Source organism: Rhodoligotrophos appendicifer (assembly GCF_007474605.1).
Taxonomy (GTDB): Bacteria; Pseudomonadota; Alphaproteobacteria; order Rhizobiales; family Im1; genus Rhodoligotrophos; species Rhodoligotrophos appendicifer.
This window is the reverse complement of record NZ_VHKL01000001.1, coordinates 363,147-386,074: the sequence shown is the minus strand read 5'-3', so window position 1 is coordinate 386,074 and position 22,928 is coordinate 363,147. Positions and strand designations below refer to the sequence as shown.

The window sequence follows — 22,928 nt, the reverse complement described above, 5'->3', positions numbered from 1 at the left end:
ATAACCGCGGTCTCACCCCCTTGCACGATCTTTGATCTGTGATCTATGATCACGAAAAACAAAGATGGATCTTTGGGAGGTTCTCCATGGGATTGATACGCAAGGTTCTCCGCGCCACGGCCTTTGGCGCCGTTGCGCTTGGCTTGGTCTGGCAAGGCTCCAGCGCCGAAGCTGCCGAGAAGCACAAGATTTTTCTCAGCATGAGCTATATCGGCAATGACTGGCAGGCCGAGGCTGCCAATATGGTCAAGGCCATGGCCGCGTCGAAGGACATGGCTGACAAGGTCGATCTCCAGGTGCAGGTCGCAGGTCCGAATGCCCAGCGGCAGATCCAACAGATCAATGCCATGGTTCAGGCCGGAGCGAAGGCGATCGTCGTCTACCCGATCTCGCCGACGGCTCTCAACCAAGTGGTCAAAAGCGCCTGCGCGAAGGGTGTGAAGATCTTCGCCTATGACGCGCAGATTACCGAGCCTTGCGCCTACAACATCTCGATTGACCAGGAAGAAGCTGGCCGCAAGACAGCAGAATGGCTTGTCGAGAAGCTTGGCGGAAAGGGCAATATCGTGGCGATCACAGGGGTGCCCGGCACCTCTGTCGACACCCTGCGGACCAAGGCGGCGAAGGAAGTGTTCGCCAAGCATCCCGACATCAAGATCGTCGCCGAAGCGGTGGGCATGTGGAGCCAGGCGGTTGCGCGGACCGAACTCTCAAAGATCCTGGCAACCCAAGGATGGGATTCGATCAACGGACTCTGGATGCAGGTCGGATGCTACACGGCCAACGCCATGCAGCTCGAGGCGGGTAAGACACCTGAGCAGCTGTTGCCGTGCGCAGGTGAAGGATCGAATGGCGGACGCGTTCAGATGCTGCCTGCCGACACCAAGGTCGAGGGTGCCGCATCTCCTTACGCGCCCATGAACGCTCCCCGCATTTCCTACGCTTCACCGCCTTACTCCGGTGCTCTCGCCCTCAAGCTCGCGGTGCAGGTCCTCGAGGGCAAGCAGGTCGACCAGAACATCGTGCTGCCGCTTCCGCTGGTCACCAACGAGACAATCAAGCTGTGCGACGAAGGAACCTGGGCGGAAATGAAGGCCGGATGCAATGCATTCCAGCCTTCCATCGTCCCCAATCCTGGCTGGTTCGCGTCCATCTTTTCCGAGGAAACTCCGGAAGTCGGCCTGAACGCCGCGTTGGTCGGCCAACCCGAGAACTGAACCTCCCCGCCTGGGGCACGGCCGCTTGTCGGCTGGGCCCCCGTTTCCGCTCCCCTATCAGGACTTGTGCATGTCCGCGCCAACTGCAACGGCCATATCCGTCGTCGGCGTTCGCAAAGTTTTCGGGGCAACGGTTGCCGTCGACGATGTGAGCTTCGACATCAAGCCCGGTACAGCGCACGCCCTGCTGGGCGAGAATGGCGCGGGCAAGTCCACTCTCGTCAAGATGATGTCCGGTTTGATCGAGCCGGACGAGGGGCACCTGGAGGTCGCCGGGGAGCGGGTGCGTCTTCGCTCACCACGCATCGCGCATGCCCGCGGGATCCAAACCGCCTTCCAGGAGATGACCCTGGTGCCGGACCTTACCGTGCTCGATAACATGCTGCTGCCTTACGCGCCGCAAGGGGTCACCGGCATGATCAGGCGGCGGACCGCACGCGAGCGGGTCGAAGCTCACTTTACCGAACTCGGCATCGACGTCGATCTCTGGGCGGAGGTCGGCGAACTCGATCTGGCGATCCAACAGAAGATCGAAATCGCTCGCGCTGTATCGCGCCAACCCAAGATTCTGCTCCTGGACGAGCCAACTTCAACGCTCGCTGGTCGGGATGTCGACTGGCTCGGTGAGATCATCGCGACGTTGAAGGGAAAGGGCGTCACCATCGTCTTCATCTCTCACAGGATGAGAGAGGTGCGTGCCTTTTGTGATCGGCTCACGATCCTGCGCAATGGCAAACACATCACAACCGATGATGTCGGCGCTCTGAGCGAAGCCCAGGTCATCGAGATGATCGTTGGACGATCGCTGTCCCAGGCTTTTCCAAAGCGGCCGCCAAAGAGGCCAGACCCTGCCCCCGAGGTGCTCAGCGCACAGCAACTCTCCGTCGGCGAAAAGTTGCGGGATGTGGACTTCAGCCTTCGCCGCGGCGAAATTCTGGGTGTTGCCGGGCTGCAGGGCATGGGGCAGCTGGATCTTTTCCTCGCCTGCTTCGGCATGGCCGACCTCCATCGAGGGCAGATCAAGGTCGATGGGCGGCCAGTCACCATCGCATCGCCCGCCGATGCGATGCGCTCCAATATCGGGATCGGGCTCGTTCCGGAGGACCGCAAGACCGAGGCTCTTTTCCTCAAGCTGAGTGGCAAGCACAATGTCTCGCTACCGGTCATCGGCCGCTTCAGCCGCATGGGGCTGATCCGCGATCGGGAGGAAACTTCTGCCGTGGAAGAGGTGTTCGACCGGGTGGAGGTCAATAAGCGGGCTCTCTGGACGTCGGTGAAGTCATTCTCGGGAGGGAACCAGCAGAAGATCGCGATCGCCAAATGGCTTCTGGCGGAATCCCGCATCCTGCTGTTGTTCGATCCCACCAGAGGCATCGACGTCGGAACGAAGCACGAGCTTTATATGCTCATGCGGAACTTCGCCGAGGCGGGAGGATCGGTGCTGTTCCATTCCACGGAAATCCCAGAGCTCGTGCATCTCTGCGACAGAGTCATGGTGCTCTATGGGGGCCGGGTGGCGGCCGAACTTGACGCAGAAGCCGCGACTGAACAGGCGATCATGACGGCCGCCCTCGGCGGCAGCGCGTTGGACGGTCTCGCGGCATGAGCGTGACGACCAGCACCGACATCCCCGCTCATCGCAGGCTACCCGTGGGCCAGTGGCTCCAGCGGCATCGCGGGCTGATCACAGCCATCGTCGTCTTCATCGTGCTGTTTCTGCTGGTCGACGGGATCAATGCAGGGCCGCTGACCTATTTCGACGTCAGTTTCCTGGCAAGCGGCGGGACGACTCTGGCGCTCGCGGCGGTTGGCGGGACCCTCGTGATCCTCACCGGAGGGTTCGACCTTTCCGCCGGGGCCGTCGTATCGCTTGTCAACGCCGTGCTCGCCTCGAGCATGGACATGGCCGACATGGAGGCTTCGGTTGCGCTGTGGACTCTCGTCGGCATCTCCGTGGGTATGGCGACTGGCGCATTCAACGGCTTCTTCGTCGCATTTCTCCGGCTGCAGCCGATCGTGGTCACGCTGTCGACCATGTTCATCCTGCAGGGGATCACGCTGCTCGTTCTCGACAAGCCTGGTGGCTTCGTCTCGCCTTCCCTCGGCACATTCTACATGGGCGACGCGATCCCCAACTGGCTGCCGATGCCTTTGGTGCTTCTCGGCGTCGTCATCCTGTTTTGGCTCTGGCTCAAAAGCACGCGGTTTGGAACTGCGATCTATGCCATCGGCAGCGACCCTGAGGCTGCGCGCTCTGCGGGAGTGCGCGTCGACCTGGTGCGCTTCTTCACCTATGTGATCGCCGGCGGGTTCTACGGTCTGGCGGGCGTGTTCATCAGTGCGCAGACCGGGTCGGGCGACCCTCTGGTGGGCAACGCCCTGCTGCTGCAGGTGTTTGCTGCCGTCGTCGTCGGTGGCACGCGCCTCGGCGGCGGGCGCGGAGGTCCGGTTGGATCGATCTTCGGCGCATACATCCTGATGATCGTCGTCAACATCCTGCTCGTCCTGAACGTCTCGGCCTATTATTCCACCATTGCCGAGGGGTTGATCCTGATCCTGGCCGTCCTTGCTGCTTCGCTCAGTCGTCACTCGATCCTGGCGCGGCAGATCCGGAACGCGAGCTTGCGATTCTCGGCCTGGCGGGCGGGAACCTTGCCGCGACAGATCGGTGGGAGCGACCAGCGGCTCAGCTTGAAGGGCGCTTCTTTCCGCAAAGGCGAGGTGGTTTCTGCGAGCTTCTGGTCACGGCATGCGGAGACCCTCCGCTATGCGCTGCCCGCCTATGTCTGCCTGATGCTCGTCATCATCGTGACGGAGGTCTGGTTGGGGCGGACCATCCTCCACTGGGGGTATTGGAACTCGCTCATCGTCCTCTCAAGCTTCCTGGCAATCCTCGCCTTGGGGCAGGGGACCGTGATCCTGACGGGCGGGCTCGATCTTTCGGTGCCCTGGACCATAGGCTTTTGTGGGATCCTGCTTGCCGGCCTCGTTCAGGGCTCGGATCAGGCCCTCGTCTACGCTCTGCCGATCGTCTTAATCGTCGCCGTCATGATCGGTCTCGTCAACGGCATCGGGATCGTGGTTCTGGGACTGTCGCCCATCGTCATGACACTTGCTACGAACGGTATCTTGCAGGGTCTCGCTCTGCTCTATTCCGGGGGGACACCGGCCGGCTTCTCATCGCCGCTGCTGCGCTGGTTCATGACGGCGCGTCTTGGAGGTCTGGTGACGCCGGTGGTCATTTTCGTCGCCGTCTTCGCCGTCTTCGCGGTTACGCTGCTGTCGCGAACGCCGTTCGGGCGTCGTGTCTATGGCATCGGGAACGGACTGCGCGTCGCTCAGCTCTCTGGCATCGCCGTGGGCAGGACTTTGATTGGGGTTTATGTCCTTTCCGCGGTCTGCGCAGCCATCGTCGGCATTATGCTCACCGGCTTCTCGGGGCAGGCAAGCCTCGGAATGGGCGATGAGTACTTGCTGCCCTCGATTGCCGTCGTCGTGGTGGGAGGAGCCCTGATCACCGGCGGTCGCGGTCATTATCTGGGTATGCTCGGTGGTGTCTTGTTGTTGACCGCTCTGCAAACCTTACTGGCGGGCAGCAACCTGCCCTATGCAACGCGTGCGATCCTCTATGGTGTGGTGGTCCTCGGCGCCGTGATCGCGCTGAGAGAACGGCGGGTCTGACGATATGAGAGGAATAGTTCATGGCTGAAGCTGACTTGGCTCGAGGAATTGAAGGGCAACGGGTGCTCATCACGGCGGGGGCCGGCGGCATCGGGCTCGCCATCGCGCAGCGCCTCGCGAAGCATGGAGCTCGGCTGTTCGTCTGCGACGTCTCCGAGGAAGCGCTCGCGTCCTTTGCGAAGGAATTCCCGTCTGCCGGTCACATCAAGGCAGATGTCTCCAGCGACGATGACGTGGAGCGGATGTTCGATGCGATCCAGAAGAAACTGGGTGGGCTCGATGCCTTGATCAACAATGCCGGCATTGCCGGTCCGACGGGGCGGGTCGACGAGCTCGATCCGGCCGACTGGCGCCGCTGCATCGAGGTCGGTCTGGTCGGCCAGTTTCTCTGCGCACGATTGGCCGTTCCCATGCTCATGGCGGCCCAAGGCGGCTCCATCGTGAACATGTCGTCGGCCGCCGGCCGGCATGGATATGCCTTCCGCTCTCCCTATTCCGCGGCCAAGTTCGGTGTCATCGGCTTCACGCAGAGCCTCGCGAAGGAGCTTGGGCCGGACAACATCCGCGTCAATGCGATCCTGCCCGGCATCGTCGAGGGACCGCGCATGACGGGCGTCATTCGCGCTCGTGCGGAGCAACTCAAGCTCTCCTACGAGGAGATGGAGCAGAAGTACCTCGAGAAGGTATCCCTGCGCCGGATGGTATCCGTCCATGACGTCGCCGCCATGGTGGCCTTCCTGCTGTCCGATGCCGGGAGCAACATCTCGGGGCAGTCGCTCGGCGTGGACGGCAACGTCGAGACATTGTGAGGCGGATTTCATGGCGAAAGTCACTATCATCGGCAGCGGGTTCATCGGGCGCGCCTGGGCCATCACCTTCGCACGCGGGGGCCATGATGTTGTGTTGTGGGATGCCGCTCCGGAGGCTCCTCTCGCAGCCATCGACTATATCGCGACTGTCCTGCCGGATCTGATCGAGAACGACCTGTTGAACGGGCGAACGGCCGATGACGTCCTGTCGAGGTTGCGTGCGGAGACTGATCTCGCTGCGGCGCTCGCCGAGGCGGATCATGTGCAGGAGAACACGCCCGAGAAACTGGAGGTGAAGCAGGCCGTCTTTGCCGAGCTGGACCGCCTTGCACCACCGGCGGCCGTTCTCGCGAGCTCGACTTCGGCTTTGCTTCCCTCGCGCTTCACCGAGAGCCTGCCGGGCCGTCATCGCTGTCTCGTCGTGCATCCCATCAACCCGCCCTATCTGGTGCCTGCTGCCGAGATCGTCCCTGCGCCATGGACCAGTGCGGAAACCGTGGAGCGTGCCCGGGCCCTGATGGTCTCGGCCGGGCAAGCCCCCATCGTCATGAAGCAGGAGCTGGATGGGTTCGTCATGAACCGGCTGCAGGGAGCCCTGCTCGAAGAAGCATTTCGGCTCGTGGCCGACGGCTATGCATCGGTCGAAGATGTCGACATCGGAATCCGTGAGGGACTTGCCCTTCGTTGGGCATTCATCGGTCCTTTCGAGACCATCGACCTTAATGCGCCAGCGGGCGTGCGGGACTATGTCGAACGCTACAACGCGCTTTATTCAAACCTATTCGGGCAGATGCAGCGGCGAGCAGACTGGACGGGTCCGGTCCTCGATGTCATCGAGAAGGATCGGCGTCAGCTGTTGGCAGCCGAGGATCTCCAGAAGCGCCAGGTCTGGCGCGATCGAAACCTCATGGCTCTGGTCGCTCACAAGCGGCGCGCGGCCCAGAGCATTGGCGAATAAGAAAGGGCGAAGCTCCATGTCAGTCGAAGGTAAAGTCGTCATCACCTGCGCCATCACAGGCGCGATTCACACGCCAACCATGTCGCCCTATCTGCCGATCACCCCGGATCAGATCGCTGCCGAGGCGATCGCCGCGGCGGAAGCCGGTGCCGCGGTGCTGCATCTGCATGCGCGAGACCCCGAAACTGGCAAACCGGACCAGACGCCCGAGGCCTTCGCCCGGTTTCTTCCGCGGATCAAGCAGAACACGAATGCGGCCATCAACATCACGACTGGAGGCAGCCCCTACATGAAGGTCGAGGAGCGGGTTCGGCCCGCCGCGCACTTCAAGCCGGAGGTTGCCTCGCTGAACATGGGGTCAATCAATTTCGGTCTGTATCATCTCGTCGACAAGTACAAGGAATGGAAGTTCGATTGGGAGAAGCAGCATCTCGAGGCCACACGTGATCTCGTGTTCCGGAACAGTTTCAAGGACATCGAGTACATCCTGGAGACTTGCTACGACAATGGCACCCGCTTCGAGTTCGAATGCTACGACATCGCCCATCTCTACAATTTGGCCCATTTCGCGGATCGTGGCCTGGTGAAGGCGCCATTCTTCGTGCAGTCGGTCTTCGGTTTGCTCGGCGGCATCGGCACGCATCCGGAAGACGTCATGCACATGAAGCGGACTGCCGACCGCCTGTTCGGCAATAATTATCGGTGGTCGGTCCTTGGTGCCGGCGCAGCTCAGCTTCGGATCGCTTCCATGTCCGCAGCCATGGGCGGCAACATCCGCGTCGGGCTCGAAGACAGCCTTTGGGCGGGTAAGGGCATCTTGGCGAAGTCAAACGCGGAGCAGGTCACCCTGGCGCGAAAGATCATCGAAGGTCTGGGCAAGCAAGTGGCGACGCCTGACGAAGCCCGGGAGATCCTCAGCCTCAAGGGTGGCGATCAGGTCAACTTCTGAGGATCAAGCACCATGCTGCGGATCGAGCAGATCGGCGATCAGCGAGACAGTCTCGGCGAGGGGCCCTTATGGGATGTTGAGGAGCAGCGTCTCTACTGGATCGACAGCTATGCCCCGGCGATCTACAGCATGGATGCGAGTGGCGGGGACCGGCGCAAATGGCCGGTTCCCGAACCCATCGGTTCCATGGCGCTGAGGCGACAGGGTGGAGCAGTTCTCGCCTTGCGCAGCGGATTCAACTTTCTGGACTTCGACAGCGGCGAGGTCACGCGCATCAATGAAACACAGCCCGGTGAGTTACGGCCGCGCCTGAATGACGGCAAAGTCGATGCGCGAGGCCGCTTCATCGCTGGATCCATGGATTTCGAGGAGAGGGATCCCGTCGGAAAACTTTTCAGTCTGGACACCGACCTGTCGCTGCATCTTCTCGACACCGGGATCATCTGCTCCAACGGTCCTTGCTGGAGTCCGGATGGGCGGACGCTTTATTTCGCTGATACAGGTACACGCGCGATCTACGCGTACGACTATGACATGGAGACCGGCACTGTCCGCTCCCGCCGCCAATTCACGAATTTCGATAAGCTTCGCGGCCTCCCCGATGGGGCAACGGTCGACGAGGAGGGGTACGTGTGGAGCGTGGAAGTCTATTCCGGCCGTCTCATTCGCTTCGATCCGCATGGGGTTGTGGACCGGATCGTAGGTTTGCCCGTTCAATCGACGACCAGCGTCATCTTCGGAGGTGCCGATCTGGACATCGCTTACGTCACCTCTATGGCGCGGCCCATGAGCAATGAATATCACCGGGAACGCGAGGCAGGCTGTTTGTTTGCGGTTCATGGTCTTGGGGTGCGTGGGCTCCCGGAACCTCGCTTCGGCGGCTGACATAAAGCGGAGGAAGCAATGCGTATCGAAGTTCTCGTCGACGTCAAGACGACCCTGGGCGAGGGGCCGCTTTGGGACGTTGAACAGCAGCGTCTTTATTGGATCGACAGTTTCGATGGCCGTGTCTTTCGCTCCACCGTAGAGGGAAGCGAGGTTCGTGCCTGGGACGTTCCGGCCAAGATCGGCTCAATGGCTTTGCGCAAGGATGGCCAGGGTGCGGTACTATCGCTCGCGACCGGATTTCATCTGCTCGATTTCAGGAGCGGTGACGTGGACCTGATCGTCGATCCGGAGCCCGGGAAAGAGAAGAATCGCATCAATGACGGAAAGGTCGACAAACGGGGGCGCTTCGTCGCGGGATCCATGGACACGATGGAGGAAGGCCCCAATGGGGCCCTCTACAGGCTGGACCCGGATTTCTCGGTCCACACCTTGGATACGGACATCATCTGCTCAAATGGCCCATGCTGGAGCCCGGATGGATCGATCTTCTACTTCGCAGATTCCTGGTCGGGCGAGATCTGGTCCTATGACTATGACCTCGCGACCGGAGCGGTATCCAATCGTCGGACCTTCGCCAAACTCGACACGTCGACAGGCGGTGCGGCGGACGGTTCTACCGTCGATGCCGAAGGTTGCTTGTGGAACGCGCAGGTGTATGACGGGAAGATCGTCCGCTACCGGCCGGATGGGACCGTCGAGCGGATCATCGAGATGCCAGTTAAAAAGGTGACGAGCTGCATGTTCGGCGGTCCGAACCTCGACATCCTTTTCATCACCTCCATGGCAAAGCCGCCACTGCCGCGATTCCCGGGAGACGGCGTGCTGCGGGGGAGTCTTTTCGCGATCTATGATCTCGGAATCAAAGGTGTGCCGGAGCCTCGATTCGGAGCCTAGCCTCTTCGCAAATCTCGACGGCCGCTTATAATGTCTGATCTTTTTGGAAGCCAGGAAGTCTCCATGTCACCAGTTCTCTATCTCAGCGTAGGCAGCAATGATCTCGCACGGTCCGTGGCGTTCTACGACGCGGTTCTCGGTGCGATTGGACACGGACGCAAAGGCGAGCCTTCGGGCGGCTGGGCGACATGGGGTCCGAGCTATGAGGACGGTGTGAGTTTCAACGTCTGCAGACCGTTTGATGGTCAACCGGCGACCGCTGGCAATGGGACGATGATCTCCTTCGGGGCCAAGAGCGCTGAGGAGGTGAAGTCCTTTCATGCGGCGGCATTGCAGAACGGCGGCAGCTGCGAGGGTGAGCCGGGCCTACGCGAGGCTTACGGACCGAACTTCTACGTCGCCTATGTCCGCGATCCGGATGGCAATAAGCTGGCCTGTGCTTTCCCCAGATATGGGAAGTGATCGGACAGACCCGTTACGTGGTGGTGGTCAAACCGATTGCTCGAGGACCGGGACGCCTCTCTCGAAGAATTCTCTGAGCTGCGCGAGCGGTCCGACAATGTCGATCTTGCGGTCGTCAAGCCAGACGTCGTCATAGAGGGTCGTGCCGTAGCGTTCGCCGGAATCACAGAGCAGAGTAACGATCGATCCGCTTTGTCCGCTTGCCAGCATCTCGGAGATGAGGACGGCGCAGGCCCAGATGTTGGTGCCGGTCGAGCCGCCACAACGACGGCCGAGTATTTCGCTGATGATGCGCTTGCCCGCGATGCTCGCGGCATCCGTCACGGCAATCATCCTGTCGACGACGGTGGGGATGAAGGACGGTTCCACGCGCGGCCGCCCTATGCCCTCAATCACCGACCCGCAGGCTTCCACCTCGCGGACGCTGCGATCGCCATAGTGGCGGTGAAAGACGGAGCCCAGGGGGTCGGCCACGCAAAGCTGGGTGGCATATTGGCGATATCGGATGTAGCGCCCCAGGGTCGCGGAGGTCCCGCCCGTCCCGGCGCCGCAGACGATCCACTCCGGTATGGGCTGCGGTTCGCGTTCCATCTGGAGAAAGATCGATTCTGCAATGTTGTTGTTGCCACGCCAGTCGGTCGCCCGTTCGGCAAAGGTGAACTGATCAATAAAAAGTCCGCCGGTTTCGTGGGCGAGCCGGGCCGCCTCTGCGTAAATGGTCTTGGGGTCATCGACCAGGTGGCTCTTGCCCCCCTGAAACGCGATGGCGGCAATCTTCTCCGCCGACGTGGTTCTGGGCATGACGGCGATGAAGCGCAGACCCAAGAGCTTGGCAAAATAGGCTTCCGACACAGCCGTCGATCCGCTCGAGGCTTCGATAATCGTGGTGTGAGGTCCAATCCAGCCATTGCAAAGAGCGTAGAGAAACAAAGACCGCGCGAGGCGGTGTTTGAGGCTGCCGGTGGGATGACTGGACTCATCCTTGAGGTAGAGCGTGATTCCAGGAGCTCTCGGCAGTTCGACTCTGACCAGATGGGTATCGGCGGAACGGTTGAAGTCGGCTTCGATCTGGCGCATCGCCTCATTGCGCCACGCGCGCGCCTCGTCCGTAGGTCTGGTCTCGCAGGGCAGCAAAGGATGGATGTTCATGATCGTCTCACCGCCAGCCAATGAAAGCTGCCTCAACTCATTCCGGACCGCAATGTTTCGGCGGCTCCTCTCATACCATGATCTGCAATGCGCTGCCCCTGATGTCGAGGGAGATATCCATTTCTCTGCTTGCAGAACTCCAGCTATGTCGCGAAGGGGTGGCGAAAAGCCGTATAAAATCAGAGAATTTGTGGCGAACAGGTTAGTTTGATGCGAACGGCTGGGGGCGCCCAGCGAAGATAACCGCGAAGACAACGCCGGACCGGTATCCTGAAGATGGGCCGAGATACTGGCGATAAAGAACAAGGGGGGTTCATGGCGTCTGCCGGCAACGAGACTGTGGTCGTCATCTCGCCGGCCGAGACCCTCCATGGCCGCCCCGGATCACGGTTCATGTGGCCGATCGAAGTTCTGGCTTCCCTGCTGCTGGTCCTCGTCATCGGTCTCCTGCTTCTCGGGGTCTTCTCGCGCTACGTGCTTTCGCTCCCCATCGTATGGATCGACGAAGCGTCGTCGATATCCTTTCTTTGGCTCGCCATGCTCGGCTCCGCCATCGCCATCGATCGAAATGAGCACCTGAGGCTCACGATTTTCGTCAATCTCATCCCTGAGAGGGCGCGGGGATTCGTCAGCACCCTTGCTTTGCAGATCATCGCGGCCGTCATTCTGGCGCTCATCCTGCCCGCCATCGAATATGTACAGGAGGAATGGTTCGTCACCTCTGCTGCACTGAACATTCCGATGAGCTATCGCGCCGCTGCCATCGTCTTCGGTCTCACATTGATGTTTGTCATCGCCATCATCCATGCGGTGCGCGAGTCGACATTGCTCAATTTCGTTGGGGGGCTCGCAGTCATCGCGGCGTTTGCGGGCCTCGGCTGGTTGCTGTCGCCGGTGCTGCTGACGCTCGGCTATTACAATATCCTGATCTTTCTCGTGGGTCTCGTCGGGGTATGCCTTCTGCTCGGCGTTCCCATCGCCTTTTGCTTCGGCATGGGGACCCTGGCCTTCATCGTGCTGACGACGTATGTCCCGGTGATCGTCCTTGTTGGCCGCATGGATGAAGGCATGTCCAGCCTCATTCTCCTGTCCGTGCCGATCTTCGTCTTGCTGGGTTGCATCCTGGATGCCACCGGCATGGGAAAGGCGATCGTCGATTTCCTCGCATCGCTGCTCGGGCACGTCAAAGCAGGGATGTCCTATGTCCTGCTTGGGTCACTCTTCCTCGTCTCCGGCATATCGGGCTCCAAGGTTTCGGACATGGCGACCGTCGCTCCCGCCTTGTTCCCGGAGATGAAGCGTCGGGGGCACGAGCCGAAGGAAATGATCGCCTTGCTCGCCACCGGGGCGGCAATGGCAGACACGGTCCCACCCTCCATCGTCCTGATCGTGTTGGGTTCCGTGGCCGGCGTCTCCATTGCGGCGCTGTTCACCAGCGGGTTCATCATCGCGATGGTGCTGCTGCTTGTCCTCGCGATCCTCGCGCGATGGAAGGCATCGGGTGAGCGGATGGAAGGGGTCAAGCGTGCACCGCTGTCCGTCGTTCGCAATACGCTCCTCATCGCCGTTCCAGCCTTGGTGCTGCCCTTCCTCATCCGCGGAGCCGTTGGCGGCGGGGTCGCGACTGCCACCGAGGTCTCGACCATCGCGGTCGTCTATGCCTTGATCATCGGCATCGTTCTGTATGGCGGTATCACCTGGAAGAAATTCTATTCGATGCTTGTGGATACCGCCGCCCTATCAGGAGCCATCCTGCTCATCCTGGGAACGGCGTCGGCAATGGCATGGGCGCTGACCCAGACGGGCTTTGCCCATCAGCTTGCCACCTCCATGGTCGGGCTGCCCGGCGGCTGGTTCACATTCATGCTGGTGTCGATCGCCGTTTTCATGTTGCTCGGCTGCGTCCTGGAGGGGCTGCCGGCGATCGTGCTCATGGCACCCATCATGTTCCCAATTGCGGCCAATCTCGGAATCAACGACGTCCATTATTCCATGGTCGTGGTCACGGCGATGAATATCGGACTCATGGCGCCGCCCATCGGGATCGGCTTCTACATCGCCTGCAAGATCGGCAACGTTTCACCGGATGTGGCCATGGGCGCGATCTGGCCCTATCTCGGAGCGCTGCTGGTCGGGCTCTTGCTCATCGCCGCCATTCCTGCACTCTCCACGGCCTATCTCTGAACAAGAAACTGAACGCATATCGGAGGAAAACTCATGACCATTACACGTCGTACAATGCTGGCGGGCACGGCATCGGTGGCCCTCGTCGGCACCCTTCGCCACGCGGGTGCCCAGACCGCCGAGTTCAACTACAAATATGCCAATAACCTGCCCATCACCCATCCAATGAACGTTCGGGCGCAGGAGGCCGTCGACAAAATCCGTGAGGAGACGAACGGACGCGTGGCGATACAGATCTTCCCCAGCAATCAGTTGGGTGCAGATACAGATATGCTGAGCCAGGTGCGTTCAGGTGGCGTGGAGTTCTTCACGCTGTCTCCCCTCATTCTGTCGACACTGGTCCCGAAGGCCTCGATCAGCGGGATCGGCTTTGCGTTTCCCAGCTACGCGACGGTCTGGCCGGCGATGGATGGAGAGCTCGGGAAGTACGTCCGCGGCGAGATCGAGAAGTCGAACCTCGTCGTCATGGATAAAATCTGGGACAACGGCTTCCGGCAGATCACCAGCTCCATCGGCCCGATCAATACGGCCGCCGATCTCAAAAACTTCAAGATCCGGGTGCCCGTCAGCCCCTTATGGACTTCCATGTTCAAGGCCTTCCAGTCCGCCCCAGCCAGCATCAACTTTGCAGAAGTCTATTCAGCGTTGCAGACGAAGATCGTCGATGGCCAAGAGAACCCGCTCGCCATCATCTCAACGGCGAAGCTCTACGAGGTGCAGCAATACTGCTCCATCACCAACCACATGTGGGATGGCTTCTGGTTCTTGGCGAACAAGCGTGCCTGGGAGAGGATGCCGGAAGATGTCCGCGAGATCGTTGCCCGCAACATCAACGAAGCAGGGGTGAAGGAACGTGCGGATGTTGAAAAGCTGAATGCCACGCTGAAGGAGCAATTGACGGCGAAGGGGATGAAGATCAACGAGACGGACCCCGACTCCTTCCGCCAGAAGCTCAAGGATGCCGGCTTCTACGCCGAATGGAAAGGGAAGTATGGCGACGATGCGTGGGCCATTCTAGAGAAAGCGGTTGGGACCAGCCTGAGCTGAAGCTGGCCAGCATATCATCGGGGAGGCGAGAGGTGAGTGATGCCATGATGCCCAGTTCGACACGGGTCATGAACCTGGCTCATCTTCTCACCCAGACGGCACGTCGTCATCGCGATGATATCGGGTTTGTCTGGCGCGATCGGGCATGGACTTGGCATGAGATGGAGTCGCGCGTCGAGGCCATGGCGGTCGCGCTGACGACCGAATTCGGTATCGTCAAGGGCGACCGGATCCTGATCCAGTCAGCAAACTGCAATCAGATGTTCGAGTCCCTGTTCGCCTGCCTCCGCGTTGGTGCGGTGTGGGTGCCGGCAAATTTTCGACAATCGCCCGAAGACGTGGCCTATCTCGCGCAGGCCAGCGGCGCGCGGGGCATGATCTGTGGGGCCGCATTTCCAGAGCATGCAAGGAAGAGTCTCGAATCCGCTGCCGAGCTGCGTTTCGTTCTGTCGATCGGTGAGTCCGGCTTTGGGGAAGATTACGATGATATCGTCGACCGTTTCATGGGGCGGCGTTTTAGCAGCGTTCCGGTGAATCGTGACGATCCCTGCTGGTTCTTCTTCACCTCCGGCACGACAGGACGACCCAAGGCCGCGGTTCTGACCCATGGGCAGATGGCGTTTGTCGTCACCAATCAACTGTCCGATCTCATGCCCGGGACCACCGCAAAAGATGCCTCGATCGTTGTGGCCCCCCTGTCTCACGGCGCAGGCGTCCACCAGCTCGTCCAGGTGGCTCGGGGCGTCAAGACGATCCTTCTCCCCACCGACAAGCTCGACGCAGCCGCTTTCTGGGCGCTGGTCGAGAGGTGGCGCGTCACCAATGCGTTCACTGTGCCCACCATCCTCAAATTGCTCATCGAAGACGAGAGCGTTCAGCAATTCGATCATTCCTCGCTGCGTCACGTCATCTATGCCGGCGCTCCCATGTACAGGTCGGACCAGAAGCGGGCCCTCGACATTTTGGGACCCGTTCTCGTGCAGTATTACGGTCTTGGTGAAGTCACGGGAATCATCACCGTTTTGCCGCCGGACCTTCATACCTCTGTAGATGAAGCGGCTCGGATCGGAACCTGCGGCTTCGAGCGCACGGGGATGCAAGTCGAGATCCAGGATGACCAGGGGAATTCTTGCGCAGCTGGTGAGACGGGGGAAATCTGCGTCATCGGGCCTGGGGTTTTCGCAGGCTATCACAATGATCCGGATGCCAACGCCAAAGCCTTCCGCAACGGCTGGTTCCGCACGGGCGATCTCGGCCACATGGATGAGGAAGGCTTCGTCTACATCACGGGTCGAATTTCCGACATGTACATCTCGGGCGGCTCGAATATCTATCCGCGCGAGATCGAGGAGAAGATCCTGACGCATCCGGATGTAAGCGAGGCGGCGGTCCTCGGGGTGCCTGATCCTCTCTGGGGCGAGATCGGAGTGGCCGTCTGCGTCGCCAGGGCAGGTGTCGACGCCAGCACCATCGAGTTGGAGATATGGCTCGATGGCAAGCTGTCCCGATACAAGATGCCGAAGCGGTTTCTCTGGTGGGATGCGATTCCGAAGTCGGCCTATGGCAAGATGTCAAAGAAGCTGATCCGGGAGGAAATCTTGAAGCGGGGCGACCTCGAGGGCGTCGCTCGTTGATCGAGACCATGCGCACCATTCAACATCCAGGACCTTCGGCCGCAGAACGTGTGCATTCGATGGCCTGTTGCGCCGACCGAATGACGATGGAGTTGCAAGCCGGATGCAGCCTCAATCAATCCGTAGCAGAGGCATTCGCCACGGCCGGCCTCGTCAGCGGATATGTCCATCTGCGCGATGCTGCCGTCGAGCCCCTGCGTTACGTCATTCCTGCGGTCTCACCCGACGGCCAGCATGCCGCCTGGTACAGCGAGACGTTTGCACCGCAAGGCGTATGCATCATCGAAGATGCCGGCCTCATCGTGGGACTCAGGGACCGGGAGTCGTTCCTGCATTGTCATGGGCTCTGGAGGTTGCCCGATGGCAGCCTGCGCATGGGTCACCTTCTGCCTTTGGAGTCGCGATTGTCGCGTCGGGCGAAGGCGGAGGTCTGGGGTGTGTCCGGAGCCGCCTTCGAGGTGCAGGACGACCCGGAGACGAACTTCCGTCTGTTTCAGCCCATCACATCGCCTGAACATCCTGTCGGGCGGGGCCGGGCGTTCATTGCCGTGCTCAAGCCCAATGTCGATGTTTGCCGGTCGATCGAGACTCTGTGCCGTAATCAGAACGTCACGGAAGCTCGGATCATGGGGATCGGAAGCCTGGTTTCGGCAGAATTCGAGACCTCTCCCTTCTTTGACTCCTTTGCAACGGAGGTGCTGATCCGCGACGGTGAAGTGAGGAAGGGGCATTGCAGCCTCGACATCGCGTTGGTCGGACTCGACGGCTCCATAGCCGAAGGTCGGCTTCGGCCCGGCTGCAATCCGGTTTGCGTGACTTTCGAACTGCTGATTGTAACGAACTGATCAGCGACTTGTGGGCCTGACTTGTCCACCTTCTCTGCGTGTGATATGAGAACAAACAAAGAACTTAATGGAGTTTCTGATGGTGGATCCGAACCCAAGCATCATGTCGCATGTCTCCGTAGGAACGAACGACTTCAAGCGTGCCGTGCGCTTTTACGATGATGTTCTGGCCACCATTGGGGCGAAGCGGATCCTGGAGCACGACGGGGCGGTGGCCTATGGCAAGCTCTACCCGGAATTCTGGGTGCAGCGACCCTTGGACGGCGGAACCGGCAGCGTTGGCAACGGCACGCATTTCGGTTTCTTCGCCAGATCTCGTGCGGAGGTCGATGCTTTCTATCAGGCGGCGCTGGACGCCGGTGCGTCGGGTGAGGGGGCTCCGGGGCCGCGGCCGCATTATGGAGATCCCTATTACGGCTGCTTCGTTCGCGACCTCGACGGTCACAAGATCGAGGCGGCCTTCTGGGATGAGGCCATGGCGGCCGGCTGACTCGAGGGTCGGCGACCACTGGTCTAGGATCAAGGCTGCTTCAGGGACAGGGCCAAGCTAGCAGCGGTGCGGGCGCCCTGTTTTGCGCAGGTGCCGCTCGACTTCACCGAACCGAGTGCGTTGCCAGCAGCGAAGACGCCCGGCACATTCGTGCGCATGGACGAATCAACGACAATGCCTCTGCTTTCCACACTGAGCTTGACCGGACCTTGAACGAGAGCCGCCGTCTCCGGAATCCATCCCGCCGTAAAGACGATTCCGTCGCAGGATAGCTTTCTTCTGCCGGAGGCGCCGTCGATCACCACGCCGGACACCTTGTTGGCGTCAGCCTCAATTGAGGCGATCCGCGTTTCGAGGTGAAGATCAATCTTGGCAATTCGGGCCATCCAGGCCGCAGCTGCCAAGGACTGGACCTTGGCGTGGTCGTCCACCATCGCAACAACCTTCAGACCGGCGTTGCGGGCCGTCCAGATCGCGGAAAAGGAAACATGTTCCGTGCCGACGACCAACAGAGACCTCATCTTGGGCGGAAAGGGAACTTTGCGGGCCGCCATCTGCTGAAGCAAGCCGGTGGTGAGGATCCCCGATTCCGGGCGCGCTCCGGGAACGAGCCTGTTGCCCCTATTGGCTTCGCGAATGCCGGTCGCCAGGATGACAGCGCGCGGATGCAGTTCGCGATGACCGCAGAGTGGACCCGAGATCGTCACGATCGGCCCCTCCGCCAAAGAGATCATCGTCGTGCCGCAGAGAATCTCGACGTCTTCCGCGTCCTTCAAGAGCTTGGCGGCGAAGCCGGGGCCGGAGCGCGGCAGCCAGGAATAACCAAGGCCAAATCCCGGGTGATGGCAGAAGCGCGGCAATCCTCCCGGTTCATCGTCGCGGTCGATGAGGAGAATGTCGTGGATGCCCCGGCGCTTCAGCCCGGCAGCCGCCGCAAGGCCGGCAGGCCCGGCACCGACAATCAATACGGCGGGATCACGCATGCGGTTTGCCTTTGGCGGCATCAAACATCGCCTGCACCCGCGCTCCGCAGTAGAAACCCTGGCAGCGCCCGAACATGGCGCGGGTGCGCCGCTTCAGCCCTTTTATCGATTGCGGAGGGAGGGGAGAGGCGAGGGCATCGCGCACTTCGCCCATCGTTATCCGTTCGCAGTGGCAAAGCATCTCGGCATAGGCGGGATCGGCATTGATCTTTCCGGGGTCGGCCCAGGGGCGAAGACTTTGCTCGGACAGGTCAGGCACCCGGGTCTCCTGCAGCTGGGCCTTGGGCTTAGGGTCAAAGACCTGCGGAAAGATCAGCGACATCACATATTCCGCAATACCGAGTGCGCCGGAAAATCCGGTCGAACGGATCCCTGCGACGGTCAGCCAGTCTTCATCGAAGCGTGGGATGATCTGGTATTCGCTGTGGTTCGTCGCCGGCCGCATTCCCGCGTAAATCGTGTTCACCGGCATGCCCCTCAGAGACGGGACCATATCGTCGATTGCCTGTTGCAGGGCTGCCAGCCCGGAGTCTGTCACGCTGCGGTCGTCCCGATCCTCGACCTCCTCTGCCGTCGGCCCGACCAGGACATTCCCGAAAATCGTCGGAGCGATCAGAATGCCGCGCGATGTCGGGGTCGGCGTGGGGTAGGCAATCACGTCATGGATCGCTTGGGCCGGCTTGTCGAGAAGGATGTATTGCCCGCGCCTCGGGCGCATCTCGAAGTCTCGGTAGCCGGCGAGTGCCTCCACATGGTCAGCCCGGAGACCGCCGGCATTCACCACCAGTCGCGCCTCGATCTCATCGCCACGATCATTGCCCAGGCGCCAGCCTCCGGAGCGGCGCTCGGCCTTGCTCACACGCCAGTGGCTGCGGTACTCCACGCCATTGGTGACGGCATCGAGCAGATAGGCATAGGGGGTCGAAAAGGGGTCGGCGATCAGCTCGTCCGGCATCCACTGCGCACACAGCACGCCTGGTCGAAACTGAGGCCAGCGTCGGGAAACCTCATCCCCATCCATCAAATGGACGTTGGGAAATCCCTCCGCGTTCGCGTTCTCGACATGATGCTCGACAATGACGCGCTGGGCCTCGGTCCATGCCAGCATGAGGGCGCCGGTCTTGCGCATCGGAAGACCAAGGCCCGGCCCTTCCGCAACGTATCGTTGATAGCCGCGAACGACCAACTGGCGCTCGAGAGTGCCGACTGGCGTATCGTGACCTTCCGTCATGAGGGCTGAGTTGCCCTTGCTGGACTCGTCTCCAAAGTCGGGGTTTGCCTCTAGAAGGACCACCTTCAAGTCCTGGCGCGACAGATCACGGGCGATGGCCGTGCCGACGACGCCTGCCCCAATGACGGCAATGTCGAAGATGCTCATCAAAACTCCCTCAGCATGCGGTTCACGCAGAGGGTCGTATAAGATTCGAGATCGCCTTCCGGACCGCTGTGCCGCAACTGGGTGAGGCACCAAAGCGCCTCGCGTATGACGAGTGCGACGCGCTGCTGCTCCAGCAGTTCGGGTCGGTGCGGCCCGTAGGCTTCAAGCAGATTGCCGATTTCGGGCGCAGTCAGGTCGCAGTTTGCGATGATGGAAGCAAGATCGACCTCGGGAATGCCGAGCCCGGCATATTCCCAGTCGATCAGCATGATGCCCCCCTCCGTCCGGATCAAATTCTCGGGGATGATGTCGCCATGGACGAGGCACGTCCCCAGCGGGCTCGGCTCCCCCAGTCGGGACAGGATACGCGCGCGGGGCACCGGCAGATCGTCGTCGGGAAGTGCGGCAAGGTAGTGCTTACACACTGCCACGCCACAATAGGAATTGAGCCCCTCCACGACGGGCAAGGCATGAAGGCGCTGCACAGTGCGTGCCGTCTCGGCGATCACCTCGGCATCATGCATCTCAGGAAGATGCAGCGTCCGTCCTTGGATGAAGTCGGTGATCAGGATGCCGCTGGCCGCATAATGAACCCGGGGTGCCACGCCTCCGTCAGCGGCCATGGTCGCACAGAGGCGTTCGTTGCTGCGCCATACATTGTGATGCGGCAAATCTATGCCGACACGACCAAAATACGTGCTTCCGGCGTCTCGAATGATGAAGTTCCTGTTGGTCCGTCCCTCCATAAGGGCAGACAGTTCGGGCGTTCCCTTCCAGATGGGAAGCGTCGCCAAGATCTCTTCCGGGCTCATCCCTTGACTGCTCCGAAGGTCAGTCCGCGGGCCATGTAGCGCGATAGGGAAAAGGTCAGGGCAAAGACGGGAACCAAAACCACCACGCCCAGTGCCAATGCCGGTCCCCACAGGATGCCGCGATGTGTCAGGGCCAATCCGACGATCGGCGGCAAAGGCCGCAAATCTCCTCCGACGAGGGTGTTGGCGATCATGAACTCGTTCCAACTGAAGATGAAGACGAAGACTGCGCAGCAAATCATGCCGGGCACGGAGAGGGGCAAGATGGCGCGCCACAAAACCCCAAAGGGACGGCAGCCGTCAACTGTAGCGGCCTCGTCGATCTCCCGTGGGATTTCCTCGATAAAGGATTTCAGGACCAGGATGGCGAATGGAAGCTGGAAGGCGGTGTTGAGAAGGATAAGGACCGTCAGTGTGTTGTAGAGTCCGGTCTGTCGAGAGAGCACGAAAAGAGGAACGACGGCGGCGATCGGGGGAATCATCTTCAAGCTCAGGATCTCGAAGGTGATGGCATCCTTTCCCCGGATCGGGAATCGGGCGAGCGCATAGGCTGCGGGAAGGCCGAGCGTCAATGTCAGCACGGTGGTCATGACGCTGACGATCAAGCTGTTCACGAGATGGCGCTCGACGTTCCAGTTGTCGAGAATGAAGTGCCAGTGCTCAAGTGTCGGGGTGAAGAACCAAACGGGGCTGGGCGACAGGAGATCAGCCTGAGACTTGAAGGCGCCGATGATCATCCAAGCCAGAGGAAACAGGAAGAGCGCGACGACCGCGACATTGGCCGCAATGTGGGCGCCTTCACGGAGATATGGGCGCCGCCTTTCAGCCATTGCTCATCACCCTTTTGAAGGTGATGGCGCTGAGGATCGTCACAAGCAGTAGCACCAGAAACGACATGGCGGATGCCGAGGCCACGTTGAGGTTCACCAATCCCTCCCGTTGGATCAGCAGGGTGATCAGATCGGTCGCCCGAGCAGGCCCACCTTTGGTCAGCACGAAAACGGTATCGAAGGTCGCTATGGCAAACATGATGCGAAAGGCGAGGGCTATGACGATGATCCGCGCCATCAGCGGCAGGGTCACGTTCCACAACAGATTGAACGACCGAGAGCCGTCCACCTCCGCGGCCTCGAACACATCCTCCGGCAGGCCCTCAAGGCCCGCGAGAAGGATTAGGAACATGAAAGGTGTCCATTGCCACACGTCCATGATGATGACGGACACCATGGACAGCATCGGATCGGCCAGCCATAGCAGGGTGCCTAGTCCCAGCTGTTGGCCTGCATAGGAGATTATGCCGAAGTCGCTGTTCAGCATCAGTTTCCAGATCAAGCCAACGCTCACCGGGGTCGCCATCAATGGGAGCATCAACAAAGCGCGCAGGATCGGATGCGTGCGGCGCATGGACTTGAACGATAGCGCCAAAGCGAAACCGATGACGAATTCGAGAGCGATCGCCGCAACAAGAAAGATGACGGTGAGAAACAGGGAGCTCCTGAACAGGCTGCCGGAGAGCACCATTGCATAGGTATCGAAACCGACAAATCGGGTGATGGGGCTCGTCAGACGGAGGTTCGTGAAGCTCGCATAAAGTGAAAAGAGGAGTGGATAGATCAGGGTGACGAGCAGGAACACGGCTGCCGGAGCGAAGAACAGCAATCCTTGGCGACCTGATCGTGCCTGTGCGCCCGTCATTCCGGAAGGCTCCGCACAGCGAGGATCTCCGCACCGCATTCAGCAATGGCCTGAGGCACGTCCTGAATGTGGCAGCCCAAGACAAGGCGGCTGACGGCGGTCAGGGGAATGCTGCCGACGCGCGCGACGGACAAGAGCTTTGCGCTGGTCGCTGCCACCGTGACGTCGCGCGATTGTGCAGCCATGCGGCGCGCCAGGGCAGCGTCTTCAGCGTTGATGAAGGTGATGCCGCGTTCCGGGTGCAGGGCATCGGGAGAGATGATCGCCAAGTCTGCATTGATCTGTGCCGCCATGGCTTCCGCGAAGGGGCCTGAGGTCGCAAGAGAGGATTGCCGGACGAATCCGCCAAGGAGGCACGCGGTCACCGCATCGCTTTCCGCAAGTTTCGCTGCAACGTTCACTGCAGGTGTCGCGACGAAGACCTCGATCCCGGCCTCTACGATTGCCTTGGCTATGGCCATGACAGTGGAACCGTCATTGAGGAACAAGGTGCTTCCTGCCTCGATCAAAGGGAGGATGGCAGCCGCGATTGCCTGCTTTTCGGCTGCATCGCGCGACTCACGTTGCGCAAAATTCTGCTCCGCCGAGCGCAGCAGAGGTACGACAGCGCCCCCATGACTGCGCTCGATCTCCGCGTTCTCCTCGAGCGCGGCAAGGTCTCGCCGGATCGTCGCCGGAGAAGCTTTTAGGAGCGAACACAATTCCTCTACGGTCGCCGATCGCTGCGTACGCAGGATGCGGCGGATCTCGGCACGGCGCACGCCAGGGGCTCGTTTCGATCGCTCCATGAACTCACTATGCGTCGCCGAAAATCGAGAATGCAATCATTATTGATCATAATATTTGCGTTTTA

21 protein-coding genes are annotated in these 22,928 nt (G+C 60.7%); 14 read left to right on the top strand and 7 right to left on the bottom strand.

From position 1 onward, the window contains the following. Nucleotides 1-86 precede the first annotated feature (86 nt). From FKM97_RS01805 to FKM97_RS01765, 9 genes are all read left to right on the top strand, one after another. Complete coding sequence (locus FKM97_RS01805) at nt 87-1,217, top strand: sugar ABC transporter substrate-binding protein (protein WP_143957423.1); 1,131 nt, start codon at nt 87-89, stop codon at nt 1,215-1,217. Between the two features lie 70 nt (nt 1,218-1,287). Further along, entirely contained in the window at nt 1,288-2,823 is a 1,536-nt protein-coding gene (locus FKM97_RS01800) for a sugar ABC transporter ATP-binding protein (protein ID WP_143957422.1), read from the top strand. Next, on the top strand, nt 2,820-4,898 hold the full coding sequence (locus FKM97_RS01795; RefSeq protein WP_143957421.1) for an ABC transporter permease: 2,079 nt from the start codon (nt 2,820-2,822) through the stop codon (nt 4,896-4,898). The genes FKM97_RS01800 and FKM97_RS01795 overlap by 4 nt, the downstream gene beginning before the upstream one ends. Nucleotides 4,899-4,918: 20 nt before the next feature. Continuing rightward, nucleotides 4,919-5,707, top strand: coding sequence for an SDR family oxidoreductase (locus FKM97_RS01790; protein ID WP_143957420.1), 789 nt, complete (start codon nt 4,919-4,921; stop codon nt 5,705-5,707). Between the two features lie 10 nt (nt 5,708-5,717). After that, nucleotides 5,718-6,665 (top strand): 3-hydroxyacyl-CoA dehydrogenase, encoded by a 948-nt coding sequence (locus tag FKM97_RS01785; protein ID WP_143957419.1) that lies wholly within the window; start codon nt 5,718-5,720, stop codon nt 6,663-6,665. A 16-nt stretch (nt 6,666-6,681) separates the two neighbouring features. Further along, nucleotides 6,682-7,614: a 3,5-dioxohexanoate:acetyl-CoA acetone transferase gene (gene kce, locus FKM97_RS01780; RefSeq protein ID WP_143957418.1), complete on the top strand. Its 933-nt coding sequence runs from the start codon at nt 6,682-6,684 to the stop codon at nt 7,612-7,614. Nucleotides 7,615-7,626: 12 nt separating this feature from the next. Next, nucleotides 7,627-8,499 (top strand): SMP-30/gluconolactonase/LRE family protein, encoded by an 873-nt coding sequence (locus FKM97_RS01775; RefSeq protein ID WP_170240692.1) that lies wholly within the window; start codon nt 7,627-7,629, stop codon nt 8,497-8,499. A gap of 18 nt (nt 8,500-8,517) precedes the next feature. Continuing rightward, entirely contained in the window at nt 8,518-9,396 is an 879-nt protein-coding gene (locus tag FKM97_RS01770) for an SMP-30/gluconolactonase/LRE family protein (RefSeq protein ID WP_143957417.1), read from the top strand. Between the two features lie 63 nt (nt 9,397-9,459). Beyond that, nucleotides 9,460-9,858, top strand: a complete 399-nt coding sequence (locus tag FKM97_RS01765; protein ID WP_143957416.1) for a VOC family protein — start codon at nt 9,460-9,462, stop codon at nt 9,856-9,858. Nucleotides 9,859-9,885: 27 nt separating this feature from the next. Here FKM97_RS01765 and FKM97_RS01760 read toward each other — a convergent pair whose 3' ends face one another. Next, a complete protein-coding gene (locus tag FKM97_RS01760; RefSeq protein ID WP_281290054.1) occupies nt 9,886-11,007 on the bottom strand; it encodes a PLP-dependent cysteine synthase family protein in 1,122 nt (373 codons plus the stop codon). Between the two features lie 315 nt (nt 11,008-11,322). On the opposite strand from FKM97_RS01760, the gene FKM97_RS01755 reads away from it, so the two are divergent. The 5 genes from FKM97_RS01755 to FKM97_RS01735 all read left to right on the top strand — a co-directional run bounded on the left by FKM97_RS01755 (nt 11,323) and on the right by FKM97_RS01735 (nt 17,207). Then, nucleotides 11,323-13,191 carry a TRAP transporter large permease gene (locus FKM97_RS01755; RefSeq protein WP_143957415.1) on the top strand — a complete coding sequence of 623 codons (1,869 nt, stop codon included), beginning with the start codon at nt 11,323-11,325 and terminating at the stop codon, nt 13,189-13,191. Nucleotides 13,192-13,224: 33 nt separating this feature from the next. Continuing rightward, nucleotides 13,225-14,238, top strand: coding sequence for a TRAP transporter substrate-binding protein (locus FKM97_RS01750; RefSeq protein ID WP_143957414.1), 1,014 nt, complete (start codon nt 13,225-13,227; stop codon nt 14,236-14,238). Further along, nucleotides 14,169-15,872 (top strand): acyl-CoA synthetase, encoded by a 1,704-nt coding sequence (locus FKM97_RS01745; RefSeq protein WP_143957413.1) that lies wholly within the window; start codon nt 14,169-14,171, stop codon nt 15,870-15,872. The genes FKM97_RS01750 and FKM97_RS01745 overlap by 70 nt, the downstream gene beginning before the upstream one ends. Nucleotides 15,873-15,958: 86 nt before the next feature. Then, the gene (locus FKM97_RS01740; RefSeq protein ID WP_170240691.1) at nt 15,959-16,717 is read left to right on the top strand and encodes a PCC domain-containing protein; all 759 of its coding nucleotides are present in this window, start codon (nt 15,959-15,961) and stop codon (nt 16,715-16,717) included. Nucleotides 16,718-16,796: 79 nt separating this feature from the next. Continuing rightward, on the top strand, nt 16,797-17,207 hold the full coding sequence (locus FKM97_RS01735; RefSeq protein ID WP_143957411.1) for a VOC family protein: 411 nt from the start codon (nt 16,797-16,799) through the stop codon (nt 17,205-17,207). 29 nt (nt 17,208-17,236) lie between these two features. On the opposite strand, the gene FKM97_RS01730 is transcribed toward FKM97_RS01735, so the two are convergent. From FKM97_RS01730 to FKM97_RS01705, 6 genes are read right to left on the bottom strand one after another with little or no spacing between them, the layout of a single operon-like run. Next, nucleotides 17,237-18,190, bottom strand: a complete 954-nt coding sequence (locus tag FKM97_RS01730) for an FAD-dependent oxidoreductase (protein ID WP_170240690.1) — start codon at nt 18,188-18,190, stop codon at nt 17,237-17,239. Then, nucleotides 18,183-19,568, bottom strand: a complete 1,386-nt coding sequence (locus FKM97_RS01725; RefSeq protein ID WP_143957409.1) for an NAD(P)/FAD-dependent oxidoreductase — start codon at nt 19,566-19,568, stop codon at nt 18,183-18,185. The genes FKM97_RS01730 and FKM97_RS01725 overlap by 8 nt, the downstream gene beginning before the upstream one ends. After that, nucleotides 19,568-20,380 carry a choline/ethanolamine kinase family protein gene (locus FKM97_RS01720; protein WP_143957408.1) on the bottom strand — a complete coding sequence of 271 codons (813 nt, stop codon included), beginning with the start codon at nt 20,378-20,380 and terminating at the stop codon, nt 19,568-19,570. The genes FKM97_RS01725 and FKM97_RS01720 overlap by 1 nt, the downstream gene beginning before the upstream one ends. Then, entirely contained in the window at nt 20,377-21,210 is an 834-nt protein-coding gene (locus tag FKM97_RS01715; RefSeq protein WP_143957407.1) for a carbohydrate ABC transporter permease, read from the bottom strand. Before FKM97_RS01715 ends, FKM97_RS01720 begins: the two co-directional genes overlap by 4 nt. Beyond that, a complete protein-coding gene (locus tag FKM97_RS01710; RefSeq protein WP_170240689.1) occupies nt 21,203-22,075 on the bottom strand; it encodes a carbohydrate ABC transporter permease in 873 nt (290 codons plus the stop codon). Before FKM97_RS01710 ends, FKM97_RS01715 begins: the two co-directional genes overlap by 8 nt. Beyond that, nucleotides 22,072-22,836, bottom strand: coding sequence for a DeoR/GlpR family DNA-binding transcription regulator (locus FKM97_RS01705; protein WP_170240688.1), 765 nt, complete (start codon nt 22,834-22,836; stop codon nt 22,072-22,074). The genes FKM97_RS01710 and FKM97_RS01705 overlap by 4 nt, the downstream gene beginning before the upstream one ends. Nucleotides 22,837-22,928 lie beyond the last annotated feature (92 nt).

Excerpts from the sequence above, each read along its gene's own strand:
- FKM97_RS01805 (WP_143957423.1), top strand. The coding sequence starts at position 87 with ATGGGATTGATACGCAAGGTTCTCCGCGCCACGGCCTTTGGCGCCGTT.
- FKM97_RS01800 (WP_143957422.1), top strand. The coding sequence starts at position 1,288 with ATGTCCGCGCCAACTGCAACGGCCATATCCGTCGTCGGCGTTCGCAAA.
- FKM97_RS01795 (WP_143957421.1), top strand. The coding sequence starts at position 2,820 with ATGAGCGTGACGACCAGCACCGACATCCCCGCTCATCGCAGGCTACCC.
- FKM97_RS01790 (WP_143957420.1), top strand. The coding sequence starts at position 4,919 with ATGGCTGAAGCTGACTTGGCTCGAGGAATTGAAGGGCAACGGGTGCTC.
- FKM97_RS01785 (WP_143957419.1), top strand. The coding sequence starts at position 5,718 with ATGGCGAAAGTCACTATCATCGGCAGCGGGTTCATCGGGCGCGCCTGG.
- kce (WP_143957418.1), top strand. The coding sequence starts at position 6,682 with ATGTCAGTCGAAGGTAAAGTCGTCATCACCTGCGCCATCACAGGCGCG.
- FKM97_RS01775 (WP_170240692.1), top strand. The coding sequence starts at position 7,627 with ATGCTGCGGATCGAGCAGATCGGCGATCAGCGAGACAGTCTCGGCGAG.
- FKM97_RS01770 (WP_143957417.1), top strand. The coding sequence starts at position 8,518 with ATGCGTATCGAAGTTCTCGTCGACGTCAAGACGACCCTGGGCGAGGGG.
- FKM97_RS01765 (WP_143957416.1), top strand. The coding sequence starts at position 9,460 with ATGTCACCAGTTCTCTATCTCAGCGTAGGCAGCAATGATCTCGCACGG.
- FKM97_RS01760 (WP_281290054.1), bottom strand. The coding sequence starts at position 11,007 with ATGAACATCCATCCTTTGCTGCCCTGCGAGACCAGACCTACGGACGAG.
- FKM97_RS01755 (WP_143957415.1), top strand. The coding sequence starts at position 11,323 with ATGGCGTCTGCCGGCAACGAGACTGTGGTCGTCATCTCGCCGGCCGAG.
- FKM97_RS01750 (WP_143957414.1), top strand. The coding sequence starts at position 13,225 with ATGACCATTACACGTCGTACAATGCTGGCGGGCACGGCATCGGTGGCC.
- FKM97_RS01745 (WP_143957413.1), top strand. The coding sequence starts at position 14,169 with ATGGAAAGGGAAGTATGGCGACGATGCGTGGGCCATTCTAGAGAAAGC.
- FKM97_RS01740 (WP_170240691.1), top strand. The coding sequence starts at position 15,959 with ATGGAGTTGCAAGCCGGATGCAGCCTCAATCAATCCGTAGCAGAGGCA.
- FKM97_RS01735 (WP_143957411.1), top strand. The coding sequence starts at position 16,797 with ATGGTGGATCCGAACCCAAGCATCATGTCGCATGTCTCCGTAGGAACG.
- FKM97_RS01730 (WP_170240690.1), bottom strand. The coding sequence starts at position 18,190 with ATGCGTGATCCCGCCGTATTGATTGTCGGTGCCGGGCCTGCCGGCCTT.
- FKM97_RS01725 (WP_143957409.1), bottom strand. The coding sequence starts at position 19,568 with ATGAGCATCTTCGACATTGCCGTCATTGGGGCAGGCGTCGTCGGCACG.
- FKM97_RS01720 (WP_143957408.1), bottom strand. The coding sequence starts at position 20,380 with ATGAGCCCGGAAGAGATCTTGGCGACGCTTCCCATCTGGAAGGGAACG.
- FKM97_RS01715 (WP_143957407.1), bottom strand. The coding sequence starts at position 21,210 with ATGGCTGAAAGGCGGCGCCCATATCTCCGTGAAGGCGCCCACATTGCG.
- FKM97_RS01710 (WP_170240689.1), bottom strand. The coding sequence starts at position 22,075 with ATGACGGGCGCACAGGCACGATCAGGTCGCCAAGGATTGCTGTTCTTC.